Origin of the sequence: Prevotella sp. LCP21S3_D2 (assembly GCF_052118345.1) — a bacterium.
Lineage (GTDB): Bacteria > Bacteroidota > Bacteroidia > Bacteroidales > Bacteroidaceae > Prevotella.
Genome location: NZ_JBQKHJ010000008.1, coordinates 1 through 17,943 on the forward strand (window position 1 = coordinate 1; position 17,943 = coordinate 17,943).

The window sequence follows — 17,943 nt, forward strand, 5'->3', positions numbered from 1 at the left end:
GGATGGTGTGCACAAATCGGACAAAATTCACGCTCATACTATCATGATGCATAGTGTTCAAGCTCTTTACTGCAATTGAGATTGTCATTGAGATTGCTTGCGGATTTTAGGTTTTGTACAAAAGATATTGCAAAGGTACTATTTATTTTCGTAAAGTGCAAGAATCGGGCATTTTTTCTCGATTGTAACAAGATATTTATGCGATTTTATTAGCTTATTTCGATTTTTTGCAGTACTTTTGCAGCCCGAAACGAGTAGATATTTATAAAAATATTAATAAGGGATAAGAAAAACTTGGTAAAAAAGCGTTTTAATTCAAATGACAAGCAGTAATAAAGTGAAAGGCTTTGCGGCGGGAGTTGTTGCCGCCGTGTGTTATGGTACCAATCCTTTGGGTACGTTGGAGCTCTATGGCGACGGATTCAATTCCAGTTCGGTGCTCATCTATCGCTATCTCCTGGCGGTATTGATGTTTGCCGTGGTGATGCTGTTCCGCAAGGAGAGCTTTAAGGTAAAATGGGGACACCTGATCCGTCTTGCCACGTTGGGCTGTATGTTCTCCCTCTCATCAGCTACGCTTTATGTCAGTTTCCATTATATGGCGGCAGGTATTGCCAGCACCATCCTCTTCGTCTATCCCATCATGACGGCGATACTGATGACGGTGTTCTTCCATGAGAAGGTGACGTGGACCACCACGCTCGCCATTTTGCTGGCTGTATCGGGTGTAGGCTTGCTCTATCAGGGTGACGGCAACGACAAGTTGAGCACGGCTGGTTTTGCGCTGGTGATGTGTTCTTCCCTGCTTTATGCGCTCTATATCATCTCGGTGAACCAGTGGAAGAATCCGGGCATGTCGAACATCAAGTTCACCTTCTATATCCTGGTATTCGGACTCATCACGATGCTTGTCTATTCGTTCATTGCGGGCGAGAAAATCCAGATGCTTCAAACTCCGATGCATTGGATCTATGCTGCGCAGCTAGCGTTGCTGCCAACGGTATTGTCGCTTTTCTTCATGACCATCTCCATCAATCTCATCGGCAGTACGCCAGCTGCCATCATGGGTGCCCTGGAGCCAGTAACGGCAGTCATCATCGGTGTCTGCATTTTTGGCGAGAGCTTCTCCCTGCAGCTAGCCATCGGCATCCTCGCCATCCTGGCTGGTGTAACGATAATTATCGCCAGAAAGAAATAAACTTTTCTTTCGGAATGAATGGTATATATAAAATACGAGGCTGCCTCCGCAATGATGTCGGAGACAGCCTTTTTTTAGATTGAATTATAACCTTTCCCTTTAATTTCTGTTTTATCTTAAGATATCCTTCAGCGCAAAGTTGGCGAGGATACTGGTGCTCTGGCTCAGCATGCGGATAAATTCCTGGGCAGAGTTCTTCATGTAGGCATCCTTCAGGATGTGGATGCAGCCATCCATCTCGTTGTCGGCAGCATCTATCGGAATCGCTCTCATGCCTTTTTCCAGGATGGTGGTTGATTCTGAGAGCACACTGACCAGATTGCTGCGATGCAGGAGGTCGAAGATGATGTTCACATTATTTACTTCTACCATGATCTTGAAATCGAGGTCCTTGCCGTCTATCAGATAGTCGAAGGCGTTGCGAGCCTGCAGACCCTTGCATGGAAGGATGAGGTCGTAGCGTTCCAGTTCTGAGAGCTTGATGGATGAAAGACGCGCCAGGGGATGGTTCTCGTTCACGATTGCCGCCAGACGGTTGCTGAAGATGGCACGGCTGTCTATCGCCTTGTCTGTCTTGAGTGGCTTGAAGGTAAGCGCCAGGTCGAGTTCACGCTTCTTCAAGCCGTCCATCAGCTCCTGCATCGAACGGTACTGGATGTTCAGCTTCACGTGAGGATAAGCGTGGAGGAAGGCGATGAGCGTCTCTGCCATGATGTTGCTGAAGGAGTAGGTAACGCCGATGTTCAGTTCGCCGGTGAGCATCTCCTTCAGGTCGTTCATGTGGTCAACGCATGCCATGGTGCAGTTTACCGCATTCTGAGCGTAAGGCAGGAGTTCCTTTCCAGCTTCTGTAAGATAAACCTCATGCGAGTTTCGCTCGAAGAGTGGCAATCCAATCTCCTGCTCCAGATGCGAAATCTGCTGCGAGAGGGTGCTCTGCGTGATGTAGAGCTTGCGCGATGCCTCCGAGAAATTGAGCGTCTCGGCTACCTTCAAGAAGTATTTCAGTTGTCGTATTTCCATTATTTTCCTTTTTTAAGGCTATCGGTTTCAGAGATAGTCGATAGCTTGTTTCCGCTGCAAAGATAATGTATTTATTTCGAAATCCAAGAATTTGGGATAAAAAATATCCCATATTCTCAAATTTCCAATCCTGCATTACTTGATTTCCACTTCGTGCAAATCCACAAACTCGCCATTCTTCTTCTTTCTCTCCACCAGCATATTGAGGAGCTTGCGCTTGCGGTTGTCGGCGATGAAGCGGCGGAAGAAGACGTTTGGAATTGCAACACCCAGGGCGATGCAGATGATGGCGAGCGAAGCCTTGATCAGGTTGTTCATACCCACGGTTACCTCGCCTACCACACCGTGCATGTCGATGAAGGCAAAGAGGGCGCGATACATCAATACTCCAGGTACCATTGGGATCACGCTAGGAATGGTGATGCACTGGTGAGGGGTGTGGAACCAGTGGCGTGCCTTGATGACGATGACGCTGATGAGTGCAGAACCGGCAAGCGAACCGATGCTCAGGCCCATGTCGAGACCGATGTTGCCATTGGATGGACCCAGGTTGACGAAGTTGCGGAAGCAAACGGCGATGATGCCGCCCACAGCCACAACTGGCAACAGGCGTCTAGGAATGCTGAAGATGGTAGAGAAGCCCATGGCTGATACGGCTGCCGCGATGGCGAACTCCCAGTATTCGTGGTGAGGAGTCATCGTAAGATCCTTCACGAAGTTGTCGATGTGGCATACCTGGATGGCGAAGGCGATACCGAACGCCATGGCAAAGATCATCAGCAGCGTGTTGAGTGCGCGCACCATTCCCACCTCTATATATCCGTCGAGCATATCGCTCACAAAGTTTATCAATGGAACTCCCGGCACGATGAAGAGGGCACAAGCCATCAATGGATGCCAAGGGGTATCAGAATGCATGAAGCTTGGAAGAGCGGCTGAGATGGCTGGATTGAGCGACAAGAACGAAGTCAACCAGGCAATCAGCGTTGCAACGAATGCCGAAATACCGATAGCCACATAGTTGTTGCAGCCCTTGGTAGGCAGGAACATTCTTAGACGGAAGCCCAGAATAGCTGCCAGGGAACAGAAGAAGAATGCTGGCCAGTCGCAACCGAACTGGATGCAGAATCCACCGCAGGCGAATCCACCGCCGATGGCTACCTGCCAAGGGGTGAAGCTGCGTGGAGTGGCCTTGATATCGTTCAGGGCCTGCTCATACTGTTCGAGAGAATAGTTCTCCTTGATGGCCTGCCAGGTGAGCTTGCTTACCTGAGAGATAGAGGTAAGGTTGATGCCATGTTTCTCGCAGCGCTGGAACTTGGAGAAGGAATGCTCCTCGTCGCTGTAGTTCACCATCAGCACATTCCAATTGATGTAGAGGTGCATGTAGCGCTCGTCGAGTCCGAGGAAAGCTGCTGCACGCTTCATCGTTCGCATGATGCGTGATGTGTCGGCAGCACTCTCCATAAGGATGCTGCCAGTGCGTAACAACAGGTCGAGTTTTCTTCTCAGTTCTGTTTCTGCTATTTCCTTGCAGTTGTAGTTGTCAATGCCTTTCTCTGCGCAGTCGCAGGTCTTCATGTTTTTTTCTTCCATATATTTTATTTATCCGAATACGAAAATAATAATCTGAATAGTAACGATTCTGAGGAACATGGCAAATGGATAAACATTCGCATAGCCCACAGATGGTGCATCTGCCGAAGTCTGCTCACGGACGTAAGCCAGGGCAGATGGGTTGGTGTTGGCACCTGCCAATACTCCGAGCAATGTGTAATAGTTGATGTGGAACACATATCTTCCGATGATGCCGCCGATGATGATAGGAATCATGGTGATGGCGATACCGTAGAGAATCCAGGTCATTCCGCTTTCTGTGGCTACAGTCTGGATGAACTGTTCGCCTGTTCCGAGACCTACGCAAGCCAGGAAGATGCAGAGACCAATCTCACGGAGCATCAGGTTGGCTGAAATGGTGTTGTAGGTGACGAGGTTGTACTTCGGACCGAAGTAACCTATCAGGATAGCTACTACCAATGGACCACCAGTCAATCCGAGACGCAGGTTCTCGTTGATGCCAGGGATGAAGAATGGAATGTTAGCCACGATACAACCCAGCATGATGCCCAGGAAGATAGGAATCAGATTAGGGTAGTTGAGGCGCTTCATCTGGTTACCCAATACCTTCTCTGTATGCGCGATGGCAAGCTCTGTACCCACTACTGTAACACGGTCGCCCAGCTGCAACTTCAACTGTGGAGTAGCGATCAGGTCTACACCATTACGGTTCACACGGGTGATGTTGGTGCCGAGGCTTGAACGGATTTGAAGCTGGCTGATGCTCTTGCCGTTGATGCCAGGCTTGGTGATGCGGATGCGGCGGGTGATGAGATCTTTGCCGTATTTTTCCTCACTGACCTGTACTTTCTCGCCGAGCAATGCCGTGATAGGCTCTTCTACGGTAGGGTGAGCCACAATCTGAAGGATATCTCCCTCTTCGATGATAGTACGGCCATTCACTACCTCATCGCGCTTGTCGCTGTTCTTGCGGATAATCTTTGAAACCATGAAGTCGCGCTTCAGGATGTCGCGAATCTGCTTGATGCTGTCGCCGAATACCATCTGGTTGGTTACCTGGATAGAGAAGGTGTTGAGGGTCATCGTCTCCAGGTGTCCCATACCGCGCTTGGCTGCAGCTTCCTCTTCGCTCTTGTCAATACGCAGCGCATACCTTAATATAATAAAGGAAAGAATGACGCCCAGTACACCCATAGGATAAGCGATGGCATATCCTGCTGCGATAGAAGGAGCATCGATGTGACGGAGGTCGCTGAAAGCCTGCTGTGCTGCACCGAGTCCTGGGGTGTTGGTAACAGCACCTGAGAGAATACCGGCCATAGAAGTGATGGATGTTCCTGAGAAGGAGAAGATGGCGAGGGTAGTGATGATGCTCAGTGTAATGACGATGATGCTGAGCAGGTTGAGACTCTTGCCGCCATTCTTGAAGGAAGCGAAGAAACCTGGACCCACTTCCAGACCGATGGAATAAACGAAGAGAATCAAGCCAAACTCCTTAAGGAAGTGAAGCAGGTGCTCATCGAGATTGAGAGAGTAATGACCGAAGATGAGGCCGATGAAAAGAATCCATGCCAATCCGAGAGAAACTCCCTTTACTCTCAACTTTCCTAAACTTAAACCCAGGGTAATGACCAATGCCAAGATCATTACTGAGTGGGCTACACCGCCTCCCCACAGATCAGGGAAGCCGTAAAACAGATTTTTTAAGATATCCATGTTCTTATATTATATGATGTTTATTTCTACAATTATTCGTTATTGCTCTTTTGTCATAACTACTTTTTCCGTCTTCGATGCTTGTTATAGTTTTTTACCATACTTGCATCTCTCTGATTTTCGATTGCAAAGGTATAGATAAAATCGAAAGTAGAAAAGCATTGGTGTTGGAATGAGTCGATTTTGGCTATAGGGAATTTCAATAGAAGAAATGGCAAATGGAAGCGGAGAATGGTGAAAAATGGTGGACTTTTCGGGGAAATAATGGATTTTTAAGAGGAATTAGGGCATATTTTCCGGAATTTATTGTAACTTTGCCTTCAGTTTTGAATAATAGTGAATAGAAAATGGATAATATATTGACAGATACTCCAAGAGAGAAAGAATTGGAGACCAGAGATGAGCACTTCCTTGCCGAGGTAAAGGACAAGCGGGTGGCTGTGCTGCTTTCGGGTGGCGTGGATAGTTCGGTGGTGGTCTGGGAGTTTGTCCGACTGGGCTTGCATCCTGACTGCTTCTATATCAAGATTGGTCCGGAAGAGAAGGAGGAATGGGACTGTTCCTCTGAGGAAGATCTGGAGATGGCTACTGCCGTGGCTCGAAAGTATGGCTGTAAGCTGGAAGTTGTTGACTGTCATCAGGAATACTGGAACGAGGTGACCCGCTATACCATGGACAAGGTGAAGGCGGGATTCACTCCAAATCCTGATGTGATGTGCAACAGACTCATCAAGTTCGGTGCGTTCGATGAGAAGATGGGGCATCACTATGATCTCATCGCAACCGGCCATTATGCGCAGACTGAAACAGACGAAAATGGCGATAAATGGCTTGTTACGAGTCCTGACCCCGTAAAGGATCAGACCGATTTTCTGGCTCAGATAGAGAGCTGGCAATTGAAAAAAGCGATTTTCCCTATCGGTCATCACATCAAAAACGAAATTCGTGAAATAGCAGAAGAGGAACATCTCATCAATGCCAAGCGCAAAGATAGTCAAGGAATCTGCTTTCTGGGGCAGATTAACTATAATGATTACATCCGCAGATATCTGGGCGAGAACTCTGGCGATGTGATTGAGATGGAGACCGGAAAGCGCATTGGCGAACATAAGGGATTGTGGTTCCATACCATCGGTCAGCGCAAGGGATTGGGCTTTGGTGGCGGTCCTTGGTTCGTCATCAAGAAGGATGTGGAGAACAATATTCTGTATGTAAGTCATGGTTATGACCCTCAGACGGCTTATAAGAAGGATTTCCCATTGCAGGACTTCCATTTCCTTACCAGGGAAGTGGCGATGCAGAAGGTAACCTTCAAGATTCGACATACACCGGAGTATCATCCTGCTACTATCGAAAAACTCGATGATGGCAGATGGATGATTCATTCTGAAGAGGCAATTCATGGTGTAGCTCCTGGCCAATTCTGCGTAGTTTATGATGAAAATCATCATCGCTGCTACGGTTCGGGAGAAATCACCATCTAGGTTTTATGGGTTATAAATCACTTAACATAATTCAAAAAAAGCTGTGTTTATCCGTAGATGAACACAGCTTTTTTTGTTGTTTATTGAAAGAATTAACCCAATAACTTTCCTATGCTACGCAACTTGGTGCGGAATCCGTAGATGGCAATCACCACGAAACAGATGAATGGGAGGATGAACGATACGTTGGTGGATGGTATTCCGAATACGGTATGCATGTCGATGATGGATGCCTGCAAAGGTGTCAGGACACCGCCGCCACGGAAGTAGTCACGGTTAGCTGGATACCAGGTAGTTGCCTTCAAAGATAGTGATAAAAAACATCATTGTTATGGTCGTTATATTTTTTTGTGTTTATTTGTTTTTATTTTCATAAAAGAAAAACGTGTAAGTAATTGGGTTACTTACACGTTTGGAGTATTGCCTGTAGCAATCTGTTTGGCTGTAGATATGAGTTGCTCAAATTCTGCGCAGAACTCGGTCATCTGATGATAGAGCAGGTTGCTACCTTTATCAGCGAGTTCCTTATCTGGCAATGGACCGCTATTGATAGCCACTGTGAAGATGTTGGCAGCTACACCGGCACGCACGCCCAATGGAGCATTCTCTACCACGATACCTTCCCATGGTTTCAAGTCGCCAGCCTTCTGCAATCCCATCAGGTATGGATCAGGATTTGGCTTGCCGCGCTTCACATCGTATGCGGTTACGATATGCGCTTCGTCTAGGTATTCGCCGAAGTCGTTGAGGAGTCTCTGGATGAGTGGGCGCTGACCGCTACCGGTAACTACTCCCACCTGCATTCCTGCATCCTTGATCTTCTGCATGATTTCCTTCACGCCAGGGAATATCTCGGCGGTTGGCATGGAATGGAAGATGTCGGTCTTCACATCATACATCTTCTGCGCTTCATCCAGGGAGATGTCGATACCTTTCTGCTTCTTCACCATCATCTGGATGGTATCGATGCCTCGGGCTCCCTCGGTGGCATAGGCATCGGCGGCAGTCATGTGGATATCGAACTGTTTCATTGACTCCTGCCATGCCACGGCATGATTGGGCATACTATTATATAATACGCCATCCATATCAAAAAGAACGGCTTTAGGGTTGAATTCCCCAAAGCCGTGGTCTTTTAAGTATTTTGAAATAATATCTTTCATAAAATTTGAAGGAGTTAAGGAGTTAAAGAAGTTGAGGAGTTAAGACAATAGTTTATAATCTTATGTCCTCTCTCTGTTTTTCTAGGAGAAAAGCATTTGTCTTAACTCCTTTAACTCCTAAAATATCCTAAAATATATATTATTTCTCGTTAGCCAGACGCTCCTGGATAGCCTTGCTCTCTGCCTCATAACCTGGCTTGTTGAGCAATGCGAACATGTTCTTCTTGTAAGCCTCAACACCTGGCTGGTTGAATGGGTTCACCTCTTCCAAGAGACCGCTGATACCGCAAGCCTTCTCGAAGAAGTAGATCAGCTGACCAAGGTAGTAAGCGTTCAACTCAGGCACGTTAACCAGGATGTTAGGAACACCACCGTCAACGTGAGCCAGACGTGTACCGAGCTCAGCCATCTTGTTAACCTCATCAACACGCTTGCCCTCGAGGAAGTTCAAACCGTCGAGGTTCTCATCGTCGTGTGGGAAGAGCAGCTTCTCGTTAGGAGTCTCAACGCTGATAACAGTCTCGAAGATAGAGCGCTCGCCCTGCTGAATCCACTGACCCATAGAGTGAAGGTCGGTAGTGAAGTCGCAAGCTGCTGGGAAGATACCCTTCTGGTCCTTACCCTCGCTCTCACCATAGAGCTGCTTCCACCACTCAGCAAAGTAGTGAAGCTTTGGCTGGAAGTTGCATACAATCTCAATCTTCTTGCCAGCTTGAGTGTAGAGAGCCTGACGTGTAGCTGCATAGATGGCAGCAGGGTTCTCCTCGAAAGCTACGTCCTTGCCGCAAGCCTTCTCCATTTCAGCTGCACCGGCAACGAGCTGCTTTACATCGAAACCAGCTACTGCGATAGGCAACAGACCTACTGGAGTCAAGACAGAGAAGCGACCACCCACGTTGTCTGGGATGATGAAACTCTTGTAACCCTCCTTGTCAGCGCAAGTGCGGGCAGCACCCTTCTTAGCGTCGGTAACGGCTACGATAACATCCTTAGCCTCGTCCTTGCCACGCTGATCCTCGCACTGCTTCTTCAAAAGACGGAAAGCAAGAGCTGTCTCAGTTGTGGTACCAGACTTAGAGATGTTGATGACACCAAACTTCTTGTCCTTCAAGTAAGAAGTCAACTCGAAGAGGTAGTCCTCACCGATATTGTTACCTGCGAAGAGGATAGTAGGGTTCTTCTTGTCGTTTAGGAGCCAAGCAAAAGAGTTACCGAGGCCTTCGATAACGGCGCGAGCACCGAGGTAGCTACCACCGATACCTGCAACAACAACAACCTCACACTTCTCACGCAATGTGTTGGCAACAGACTGAATCTCATCGAGGAACTCAGGAGTGATAGAAGATGGCAAATGCAACCATCCCAGGAAATCGTTACCTTCACAAGTGCCGTTCTCAAGAGCTTCCTGAGCGGCCTTTACCTTAGGCTCGTAAGCCTTTACTGCACCCTCAGCGAGGAATGATGCAGCCTTTGTAATGTTTAAGCTGATACTTTTCATTTTACCATTTATCTAAATGAATCTGTTAAAAGTTTTATCTCTATTTGTGGACTGATGCGTTCATACAATATATTATATACGGCATCGAGGATTGGCATGTTGACGTGCATGTGGCGATTGATTTCCTTCATACACTTCGTACCAAAGTATCCCTCGGCAATCATCTCCATCTCTATCTGCGCACTCTTCACGCTGTAGCCTTTACCTATCATGGTTCCGAAGGTACGGTTGCGGGAGAAGTTGCTGTAACCCGTCACGAGCAGGTCGCCCAGATATACCGAGTCGTACATACTACGTTCGATAGGGTGGACGGCTGTAAGGAAGCGATGCATCTCCTGAACAGCGTTTGACATGAGTACCGCCTGGAAATTGTCTCCATACTTCAAACCGCCACAGATACCTGCAGCAATGGCATATACGTTTTTCAGCACCGAAGAGTATTCGATACCAACCACGTCGCTCGAAGTCTTGGTCTTGATAAACTCGCTTGCCAGACAGTCGTTGGCAAAGGCATGCGCCTTGTCTGTATCACTGCAGCCCACTGTGAGATAGCTCAATCGTTCCAGCGCTACCTCTTCGGCATGAGAAGGTCCACCGATACATGCCAGATTCTCGTAAGGAACATCGTATACCTGATGGAAATATTCTGAGCAAACGAGGTTCTCATCTGGCACAATACCCTTGATGGCTGTGATAATAAACTTGTCGCTGATGCGAGTCTTGAGTTTCTTGAGATGATTCTTGAGGTATGGCGATGGGGTTACGAATACGAGCGTATCGTAGTTCTGCACTATCTTGTTGATATCGGAAGAGAAGAAAATCTCATCTACGTTGAATCGTGCCGACATCAGATAGGCTGGGTTATGCCCCATGCGCTTGAAGTCTTCGATGCGGTCATTGCGACGCATATACCAGCCTATGTGATGAGTATGCCCCACCACAATCTTGGCTATTGCCGTAGCCCAGCTACCGCCGCCAATAATCGCTATTTTACCGCAGTTATACACTTCGAATGAATTTATAAATTAAAAATTAATAATTAATAATGTATAATGAGGCTTTCGCCTTTGTTTGTAGATATAATGTATAACTAATAAAAAGCCGGAACTCTTTATTAATTATACATTATTAATTATGCATTATCAATTAAGCATTTGCTGCATCAATCCAGCCCTGGATGTCATCAACAGAAGGCTTCTCGTAGCCGAGCTTGTACTTCTTGTTGATTTCTCCAATCTTCTGCTGCAAGCCTTGTGCTTTCTCTTCACGGATATCAGAGATGAGGTTGAAACCTGCCTTGCGGAGCACGTATGCCCAATCCTCTGGCACGCCAATCTCTGCCCATTCCTTGATGGTGCTCTGTGGCATCTTCTTCTCTGGTTTCATCTGTGGGAAGAACAGTACTTCCTGGATGAAGGTCTTGCCGGTCATCAACATGACTAAGCGGTCGATACCGATACCGATACCTGATGTTGGAGGCATACCGTACTGGAGGGCACGGAGAAAGTCCTGATCGATGATCATTGCCTCATCATCACCCTTGTCGGCAAGCTTCATCTGGTCGATGAAACGCTCTTCCTGGTCGATTGGGTCGTTGAGCTCAGAGTATGCATTGGCAAGCTCCTTACCGTTTACCATCAACTCGAAACGCTCGGTCAAGCCTGGCTTTGAACGGTGCATCTTGGTCAATGGAGACATCTCTACAGGATAGTCGGTGATGAAGGTTGGCTGGAGGAATGTACCCTCGCAGAACTCACCGAAGAGCTCATCAATCAACTTACCCTTACCCATGGTCTCATCTACGTCCATGCCCTTCTCCTTGCAGAATGAGCGGATCTCTTCCTCGGTCTTGCCGTTGCAGTCGAAACCGGTCTTTTCCTTGATTGCATCGAGGATAGGCAGACGGCGATATGGAGCCTTGAAGCTGATGATGTTGCCATCAATCTCGCGCTCTGGCTTGCCGTTTACGGCGATACAGATGGTTTCGAGCAGCTTCTCTGTGAAAGCCATCATCCAGTTGTAGTCCTTGTACTGAACATAAAGCTCCATACAGGTAAACTCAGGGTTGTGGTTGCGGTCCATACCCTCGTTGCGGAAGTTCTTGCCGATTTCATAAACACCCTCGAAACCACCTACGATGAGGCGCTTCAGATAAAGCTCGGTAGCGATACGCATGTACATATCCTGATCGAGTGCGTTGAAGTGGGTGATGAATGGACGGGCAGAAGCACCACCGGCAATGCTCTGCAGGGTAGGAGTCTCTACCTCTGTATAACCAGCGTTGTCAAGTACGCTGCGGAGAGTGCGGAGCACAGTGGCACGCTGCAGGAAGGTTTCCTTCACACCATCGTTTACGATGAGGTCAACGTAGCGCTGACGGTAACGCAACTCTGGGTCGTCGAACTTGTCGTAAGCCACACCATCCTTGTACTTCACGATTGGGAGTGGCTTCAAGCTCTTGGAGAGCAGGCACAACTCCTTGGCGTGAACTGAAATTTCGCCAGTCTGTGTGCGGAATACGAAACCCTTTACACCGATGAAGTCACCGATATCGAGAAGCTTCTTGAATACTGTATTGTAAAGGTCCTTGTTCTCGTCTGGACAAATCTCGTCGCGGGCGATATAAACCTGGATTCTTCCCTTTGAGTCCTGCAACTCAGCGAAACTGGCTTTACCCATTACGCGGCGACCCATCATACGGCCAGCGATAACTACCTGGCGTGGCTCGTCCTCGTCCTTAAACTCAGCTTTGATGTCAGTGCTGAATGCATTGGTTGGAAACTCTGCTGCTGGGTATGGGTCGATGCCCATCTCGCGCAATGTCTGAAGACTTTGTCTGCGAACGATTTCCTGTTCGCTTAACTCTAAAATGTTCATACTTTATTTAGATAAATCTATTTGTTTTCTTTTTGTTGGTGCAAAAATACAAATAATTTTTCGAACTCTTGCCCTATTTTTATGCTTTTTAATACAATAAGGTAATTTATCTATGCAAATGTTGCGCAAGCCTATAGTTTGATGAAGATTTTTCGGTGATACATCCAGATACCCATTGCTGCGTGGATAGCTACAAAGAAGAGGGCGTAGGTGAGCGATGCTACATACTCATCGCTGATGACGCTCTGGATGCCAATGAAAATCTCTGCCTTGATGTCAAAACTTCCAAAGAGAATGGCAAGTGCCTCGCTCATCACATAGAGAAAAAGCGGATTCATGCCAAAGGCAAGCAGACCCTTGGTCAGGATGTTGTCCTTGCTGCTCGGCTTGTTGTCGATAAACTGCAACAGGATGCCCAATATCCAGGAGGCGAATCCGCAGGTTACGAATACGTAGCTGGGACTCCAGATGCGCTTGTTGATGCCGAAACCAATCAGGGAGAGTCCGAAGCCTAGAGCTACCATCACGAGACCTGCCACCTTCAATACCTTGATCTTCGAATCTACGGTCTGACCTGCTACGGAAATGTACTTGCAGCAGAGGAATCCTATCATCGTATGGGCGATGGATGGAATCGTGCTCAGTAATCCTTCCGGGTCTACCGGACTTCTTTGATAGAGATGGTTGATGCCGAAAATGCTGCGGTCTACCTGTGCCAGGATATTGGTGGATGCATCGTATGCATAGCCATTGCCAAACACCAGAATGCCCATATAAACTACGAGTAATCCGATGATGGTATGGATGAAATAGCGATGGTTCAGGGTGATGGCGAGCAGGGCCACGACTCCGTAGCAGATGGCTATGCGCTGCAATACTGCCCATATTCGCAGGTGGGCAAAGTCTAGTGCATCTCCACTGCATATCATGTCAAACCAGTTGATACCCAAACCGATGAGGAAGAGTAGGATGGTTCGCTTGGCTATCTTTCTATAGACGTGGGCTGAGGGCTTGAACTCTGTCTTCTTCAGGGATATGAAGGTTGACATTCCCACCATGAAGAGGAAGAACGGGAAGACAAGGTCGCACGGTGTGAGACCATTCCACTTGCTATGCTCCAGAAAGCTGTAGTTGTGCTCCCCGCCATTGTTAACCAATATCATGAGGGCTACGGTGAGTCCTCGCATCACGTCGAGTGATTTTAATCTGTTCATATATTACTTGATGACTTTCACGAATTACTTGATGAAATGAATGACTTCTTTTGCTACATCCACAGTGTTCCCTTCTGGCTTTGAAGAGTATGGATTCTTCTGCAGGGTCCATGGTTCCTCCAGCGCATACCAGTCGATTTTCGGTGCGCTAGGCAATGCCAGCTGGAAGAGCTCTGCGGATGTTTTTCCTGCATTCTTGCCATTGCCCAAGGCATCGTAATCGATGTTGGTGCAAGCTGCCATCTGGTCGGCGAGTGCTTTCATATAGGTACTCCATCGCTTGTAGTAGAAATCCTTCAGCAAACCTTGCCATTCCTTGTGTCCATAATCCCGTAGCCCGCCGTCGTCTGCGCAGACACGGTTGCCCCAGGTGGTAATCTGTACTCGGGCATTCCATTCGTAGAGGTCTTTCTCTTCAGCGGTCTTGCCCAGGTTGCGTGCTTCCTCTATCCAATGTCCCAGACGGAATTCTGGACGGGTACCGAGCAGTTGGTCCTGTAGAAGAATCATCTTCAGGAAACGGTCAGCATCCTTGTCAAACTCCTTACGGGAGAAGGAATGATAGTCTGCAATGGCTTTCCAGTACTGTTTGCGCCCCTGGTCGGCAAGTGCCTGGCGGCAGATATCTACCAGATCATACTCATAGTTGTTGTTGCCACGGTATTTGTCTGCTACGCTGGCAAAGAGAATGGCTGCCTGCCGGGTATCCTCCGGGTCGTAATAGTTGCGCATCTTCGACCAGCTGGAAACCTGGAAGTTGTTTAACGAAGGGCGTCCGCAGAAGATGCTCTCGTGAGGACCCTGCTGGTTGTTGCCCATCGGACAGTTGTAGATGCTCTGAGCCAGAATTGTCCATGCTTTCTCGATGGTTGCATCGTGTACCCCATATCGGGCATAGCAGTATTCCTTGAGCCAGTCTTCCTTGGTAGTCTTCTCGGCACGCCAAGGCAGTTCGCTCATCAGTTCAAACATCACAGGGTTGTTTTCTGAACCTTCCATCGTGAAGCCCCATCCCTTAAGTGAAGAGTGAAGAGTGAGGAGTGAAGAATTCTCTTGTTTTTGGGTGTCCTTTTTCCCCGTTGCCAGATAGAAGTTGTTCAGCAGCTGGTCCATTCTTCCATGCAGACCCACATTGCCACCGAAATTCTCCAGCATACAGAAGAGCCACTGGTGCTTGCCGTAACCACCATCGCGCTTCAGAATGCTGGGACCGCCAAACATCGGACGGCATTCGGAGAAGAGGTCGAGCACCAGGATGTCGCCTACCTTTAAGTCTTCAATCATCTGAGGGCGAGGATTTTCGTTCCATCCCTGTACCACCCAGATGGCTTTTGGGTTAGCACGCTTCATTGCACTCATCAGTGCCTTTCCTGCTTTGGCATAATCCACGGCTGCATCGTCACCGCTCTCGTGGAAAGGATCCATCGAATAGAAATCTGATTTTCCGTAGAGCTTGGTCAGTTCCTTATAATATAGGTCGGCGATTTCTGTAAATCTGCTATCGGTAGGAGAGAGGTTGGCAGGGCGCTGGTAACCGTTCCACTTGCCGGCATCCGTCACGTTCAACCCCAATCTCTCTTTGGCATCGTGAGGCACCATACCGCAATAGCCAGGCAAGACAGGTTTCATTCCCATCTCCTTCATTCTGGCAAGAATCTTCTTCTGGAGAGTTTCCTGCTGCTTATACCAGCTCAATGGAAGCGGACCTCCCCAACCTTCCAGGTTGTTCATCTCCCACCAGGCAAGGAAAGCGGGTCCGGCGATGAACTTGCCCACTTCTTCTTCTGAATATCCCAGTTTCAGGAGCATGTTGCGCCACACGCATTCTGTGCCCACGGCTGCAAGTGGCATGTTGATGCCGTGAAGCGCCATCCAGTCTATTTCTTTCTGCCATCGGTTCCAGTCCCAGAAAGCCATCGTGTAGGAGAAGGTACAGTAGTTGAAATCGTAGCGCAGTTTGAGGTCGGTCTCGTGGCGCTCCTTCTGCTTGACGGCTGGCAGTACTGCTGGCAGTTTGGTGTTCATGCTGTTCCATGTGATATGGATGCCGGCATAATGCTTCAGATACCAGTTGATGCCCACGGCAATATTCACCCAGGAGTTGCCCCGGATGATGATGGGATTGTTTCTACCGGCAGATTGGGATGCTGTTGCATTCTTTCCGCTTCTAGCTTGGTCTATCTCGAAGAAATCTTTGTCAGACTTGACAAGTATTGTCTTGAACTTGGCAGCAGCTCCCTTGTCTATGCGATTCAGAAGATCGTCTGCCGGATTTGCGTATGCACCAAAAGTAATAGTACATAATAGTCCTAGGAGTAATTTTTTCATAAAATCGTTTGTTGTTGTTTCAATATGCTGCAAAGATAGTAAAAAAATGCGGTTCATACCAAGTAAAAGTGTTTAAAAGTATAAAAAAGGCTTATTTATTTTGTTTTGTCTTTTATTTGCATTAATTTTGCAAGAAAATGAGGTGAGGAGTGAGTTGGACATCCGTTTGCTCTTATCCCCCCTAAACAACCAACTTTAAATTTTGATAAGGATGAACATAGACGAAGTAGTAAAAAGAATAAGTAAGACCGATGGACTTTCTAAAACCCTCGGCATGCATTTTATCTCAACTCCTGAGCCTGATACGCTTCAGGCTACGATGAAAGTGGATGAGCGTAATCGCCAGCCATTCGGATTCCTGAGTGGGGGTGCTTCTCTGGCACTGGCGGAAAATGTGGCTGGTATCGGCTCCTTGGCTCTCTGCCCTGGTCAGATAGCTGTGGGCATCAATGTGAGTGGCACTCATGTACTAGCAGTGAGCGAGGGAGATACGGTTACTGCATATGCCAAGCTGGTTCACAAAGGCAGGACCCTGCATACTTGGGAAGTTGCAATCAAAAACACTGCTGATGAGTTGATCTGCACCGTACAGGTAACCAACTATGTGTTTACTCCTAAGAAGAAAGATACTAAGATGGAGGAATCTAATAAGACAGAAGAATAAAGTATGACGGCATTTGCATACTATCGTTTGCCTTATCTGCATCACGCTCATTATGTGGTGCAGCATGAGGGTGAGCCGGAAGTTCTCTTTTCTGTGGCAGAACTGAATGGTAAGGAGGGGTTTGTAATAGCTCCTTTCTCGCCATCCAGCGATTGTCCTGTGCTTTTGATTCATCCTGATGAAAGCAAACTGATTGCTGTGGGGAACGAAAATGGCCCTGGAGAGAAGGCTCCGCAATCCTCTCCCGATGGGGCTGAAAATGCATCCCGACGTAGCTCTTCATACGTCGGGACGCAGCCAGAACTGCATCGGGACGCAGTAAACGCTACGTCGGGACGTAATTTTGAGGCCTACGCCAGAGAGTTTGAATGCTTTCATCAGCAGTTATCCGAAGAGACATTCAGCAAGATTGTTTTGGCAAGAAAAGTTTCTCTGGTGAGTGATAAAATCAGAATAAAAAAAATAGATAGTGTTGATGCTCAGGATGTTGCGTCTTTAAAGGCGCTTTTCCTGAAAACCTGCCGTATGTATCCTCGTCTTTTCGTTGCCTTGGTTTATACTTCCCAATCGGGTATGTGGCTGATGGCAACTCCGGAAATCTTGCTCAAGGGGGAGGGAGATGAGTATCAGACGATGTCTTTGGCAGGTACGCAAAAGGCGGAGCCTTCCCGAACCATTGCTGATTATCCGGTAGAGGGCGTGGAATGGTCGGAGAAGAACAGGGAAGAGCAGCAGTATGTTACGGATTATATCGAAGACTGCATCAAGGGCTTTGCTGGGGATTACAGACTGAAAGGTCCGTATACCACGATGGCTGCCAATCTTTATCATCTCCGTACCGATATCTCTTTCAGATTGCTGGATAAAGGCAGGTTGGGGGATGTGATCAATGCTTTGTATCCTACGCCTGCAGTCTGTGGTATCCCAAAGGATGCGGCTCGCCGGTTCATATTGCAGCATGAGCTTCATTCCCGTAAATACTATAGCGGTTTTGTCGGTCCGATTTCTTCGCAGGGAAAGACTCATCTCTTCGTTTCTCTCCGCTGCATGAACATCTTGCAGGATGGCATCTGTGAACTATATGCCGGTGGCGGATTGCTCAAGGAGAGCGAGATGGAAAAGGAGTGGAAGGAAACTGAAGCTAAAATGCAGACAATCAGACGGGTTTTGCTTTAGCAGAATTGGCAATTGTTAATTATT

13 protein-coding genes and 1 pseudogene are annotated in these 17,943 nt (G+C 47.8%); 4 read left to right on the plus strand and 10 right to left on the minus strand.

Going from position 1 to position 17,943, the window contains the following annotated elements; all coding sequences use genetic code 11:
* Nucleotides 1-319: 319 nt before the first annotated feature.
* Nucleotides 320-1,198 (plus strand): EamA family transporter, encoded by an 879-nt coding sequence (locus ACTQ16_RS07085; protein ID WP_295345835.1) that lies wholly within the window; start codon nucleotides 320-322, stop codon nucleotides 1,196-1,198.
* Nucleotides 1,199-1,309: 111 nt separating this feature from the next.
* Here the strand turns inward: ACTQ16_RS07085 and ACTQ16_RS07090 are convergent, their stop codons facing one another.
* The 3 genes from ACTQ16_RS07090 to ACTQ16_RS07100 all read right to left on the minus strand — a co-directional run bounded on the left by ACTQ16_RS07090 (nucleotide 1,310) and on the right by ACTQ16_RS07100 (nucleotide 5,515).
* Nucleotides 1,310-2,221 carry a LysR family transcriptional regulator gene (locus ACTQ16_RS07090; RefSeq protein ID WP_294969115.1) on the minus strand — a complete coding sequence of 304 codons (912 nt, stop codon included), beginning with the start codon at nucleotides 2,219-2,221 and terminating at the stop codon, nucleotides 1,310-1,312.
* Between the two features lie 135 nt (nucleotides 2,222-2,356).
* Nucleotides 2,357-3,817 carry a threonine/serine exporter family protein gene (locus tag ACTQ16_RS07095; RefSeq protein ID WP_295345837.1) on the minus strand — a complete coding sequence of 487 codons (1,461 nt, stop codon included), beginning with the start codon at nucleotides 3,815-3,817 and terminating at the stop codon, nucleotides 2,357-2,359.
* 9 nt (nucleotides 3,818-3,826) lie between these two features.
* Nucleotides 3,827-5,515 (minus strand): putative transporter, encoded by a 1,689-nt coding sequence (locus ACTQ16_RS07100; RefSeq protein WP_441936753.1) that lies wholly within the window; start codon nucleotides 5,513-5,515, stop codon nucleotides 3,827-3,829.
* 347 nt (nucleotides 5,516-5,862) lie between these two features.
* Between ACTQ16_RS07100 and mnmA the strand changes: the two genes are divergently transcribed.
* Nucleotides 5,863-6,999 carry a tRNA 2-thiouridine(34) synthase MnmA gene (gene mnmA, locus ACTQ16_RS07105; protein ID WP_441936754.1) on the plus strand — a complete coding sequence of 379 codons (1,137 nt, stop codon included), beginning with the start codon at nucleotides 5,863-5,865 and terminating at the stop codon, nucleotides 6,997-6,999.
* Nucleotides 7,000-7,091: 92 nt separating this feature from the next.
* Here the strand turns inward: mnmA and ACTQ16_RS07110 are convergent.
* From ACTQ16_RS07110 to ACTQ16_RS07140, 7 genes and pseudogenes are all read right to left on the minus strand, one after another.
* Nucleotides 7,092-7,259: pseudogene (locus ACTQ16_RS07110) on the minus strand (L-fucose:H+ symporter permease); the annotation flags it as partial.
* A gap of 144 nt (nucleotides 7,260-7,403) precedes the next feature.
* A complete protein-coding gene (locus ACTQ16_RS07115) occupies nucleotides 7,404-8,162 on the minus strand; it encodes an HAD hydrolase-like protein (protein WP_295345839.1) in 759 nt (252 codons plus the stop codon).
* Nucleotides 8,163-8,301: 139 nt separating this feature from the next.
* Nucleotides 8,302-9,660, minus strand: a complete 1,359-nt coding sequence (locus ACTQ16_RS07120) for a glucose-6-phosphate isomerase (protein ID WP_295345841.1) — start codon at nucleotides 9,658-9,660, stop codon at nucleotides 8,302-8,304.
* A gap of 8 nt (nucleotides 9,661-9,668) precedes the next feature.
* Nucleotides 9,669-10,667: an NAD(P)H-dependent glycerol-3-phosphate dehydrogenase gene (locus ACTQ16_RS07125; RefSeq protein ID WP_441936755.1), complete on the minus strand. Its 999-nt coding sequence runs from the start codon at nucleotides 10,665-10,667 to the stop codon at nucleotides 9,669-9,671.
* A gap of 139 nt (nucleotides 10,668-10,806) precedes the next feature.
* On the minus strand, nucleotides 10,807-12,537 hold the full coding sequence (gene lysS / locus ACTQ16_RS07130) for a lysine--tRNA ligase (RefSeq protein WP_441936757.1): 1,731 nt from the start codon (nucleotides 12,535-12,537) through the stop codon (nucleotides 10,807-10,809).
* Between the two features lie 131 nt (nucleotides 12,538-12,668).
* Complete coding sequence (locus tag ACTQ16_RS07135; RefSeq protein ID WP_217760425.1) at nucleotides 12,669-13,751, minus strand: acyltransferase family protein; 1,083 nt, start codon at nucleotides 13,749-13,751, stop codon at nucleotides 12,669-12,671.
* Between the two features lie 24 nt (nucleotides 13,752-13,775).
* Complete coding sequence (locus tag ACTQ16_RS07140; protein WP_441936758.1) at nucleotides 13,776-16,079, minus strand: alpha-N-acetylglucosaminidase; 2,304 nt, start codon at nucleotides 16,077-16,079, stop codon at nucleotides 13,776-13,778.
* Between the two features lie 211 nt (nucleotides 16,080-16,290).
* Here ACTQ16_RS07140 and ACTQ16_RS07145 point away from each other — a divergent pair, with 211 nt between their 5' ends.
* On the plus strand, nucleotides 16,291-16,743 hold the full coding sequence (locus ACTQ16_RS07145; RefSeq protein WP_218415700.1) for a PaaI family thioesterase: 453 nt from the start codon (nucleotides 16,291-16,293) through the stop codon (nucleotides 16,741-16,743).
* Nucleotides 16,744-16,746: 3 nt separating this feature from the next.
* Nucleotides 16,747-17,919, plus strand: coding sequence for an isochorismate synthase (locus tag ACTQ16_RS07150; protein WP_441931851.1), 1,173 nt, complete (start codon nucleotides 16,747-16,749; stop codon nucleotides 17,917-17,919).
* Nucleotides 17,920-17,943: the final 24 nt, after the last annotated feature.

Excerpts from the sequence above, each read along its gene's own strand:
- ACTQ16_RS07120 (WP_295345841.1), bottom strand. The coding sequence starts at position 9,660 with ATGAAAAGTATCAGCTTAAACATTACAAAGGCTGCATCATTCCTCGCT.
- lysS (WP_441936757.1), bottom strand. The coding sequence starts at position 12,537 with ATGAACATTTTAGAGTTAAGCGAACAGGAAATCGTTCGCAGACAAAGT.
- ACTQ16_RS07140 (WP_441936758.1), bottom strand. The coding sequence starts at position 16,079 with ATGAAAAAATTACTCCTAGGACTATTATGTACTATTACTTTTGGTGCA.
- mnmA (WP_441936754.1), top strand. The coding sequence starts at position 5,863 with ATGGATAATATATTGACAGATACTCCAAGAGAGAAAGAATTGGAGACC.
- ACTQ16_RS07135 (WP_217760425.1), bottom strand. The coding sequence starts at position 13,751 with ATGAACAGATTAAAATCACTCGACGTGATGCGAGGACTCACCGTAGCC.
- ACTQ16_RS07100 (WP_441936753.1), bottom strand. The coding sequence starts at position 5,515 with ATGGATATCTTAAAAAATCTGTTTTACGGCTTCCCTGATCTGTGGGGA.
- ACTQ16_RS07090 (WP_294969115.1), bottom strand. The coding sequence starts at position 2,221 with ATGGAAATACGACAACTGAAATACTTCTTGAAGGTAGCCGAGACGCTC.
- ACTQ16_RS07095 (WP_295345837.1), bottom strand. The coding sequence starts at position 3,817 with ATGGAAGAAAAAAACATGAAGACCTGCGACTGCGCAGAGAAAGGCATT.
- ACTQ16_RS07085 (WP_295345835.1), top strand. The coding sequence starts at position 320 with ATGACAAGCAGTAATAAAGTGAAAGGCTTTGCGGCGGGAGTTGTTGCC.
- ACTQ16_RS07150 (WP_441931851.1), top strand. The coding sequence starts at position 16,747 with ATGACGGCATTTGCATACTATCGTTTGCCTTATCTGCATCACGCTCAT.
- ACTQ16_RS07145 (WP_218415700.1), top strand. The coding sequence starts at position 16,291 with ATGAACATAGACGAAGTAGTAAAAAGAATAAGTAAGACCGATGGACTT.
- ACTQ16_RS07115 (WP_295345839.1), bottom strand. The coding sequence starts at position 8,162 with ATGAAAGATATTATTTCAAAATACTTAAAAGACCACGGCTTTGGGGAA.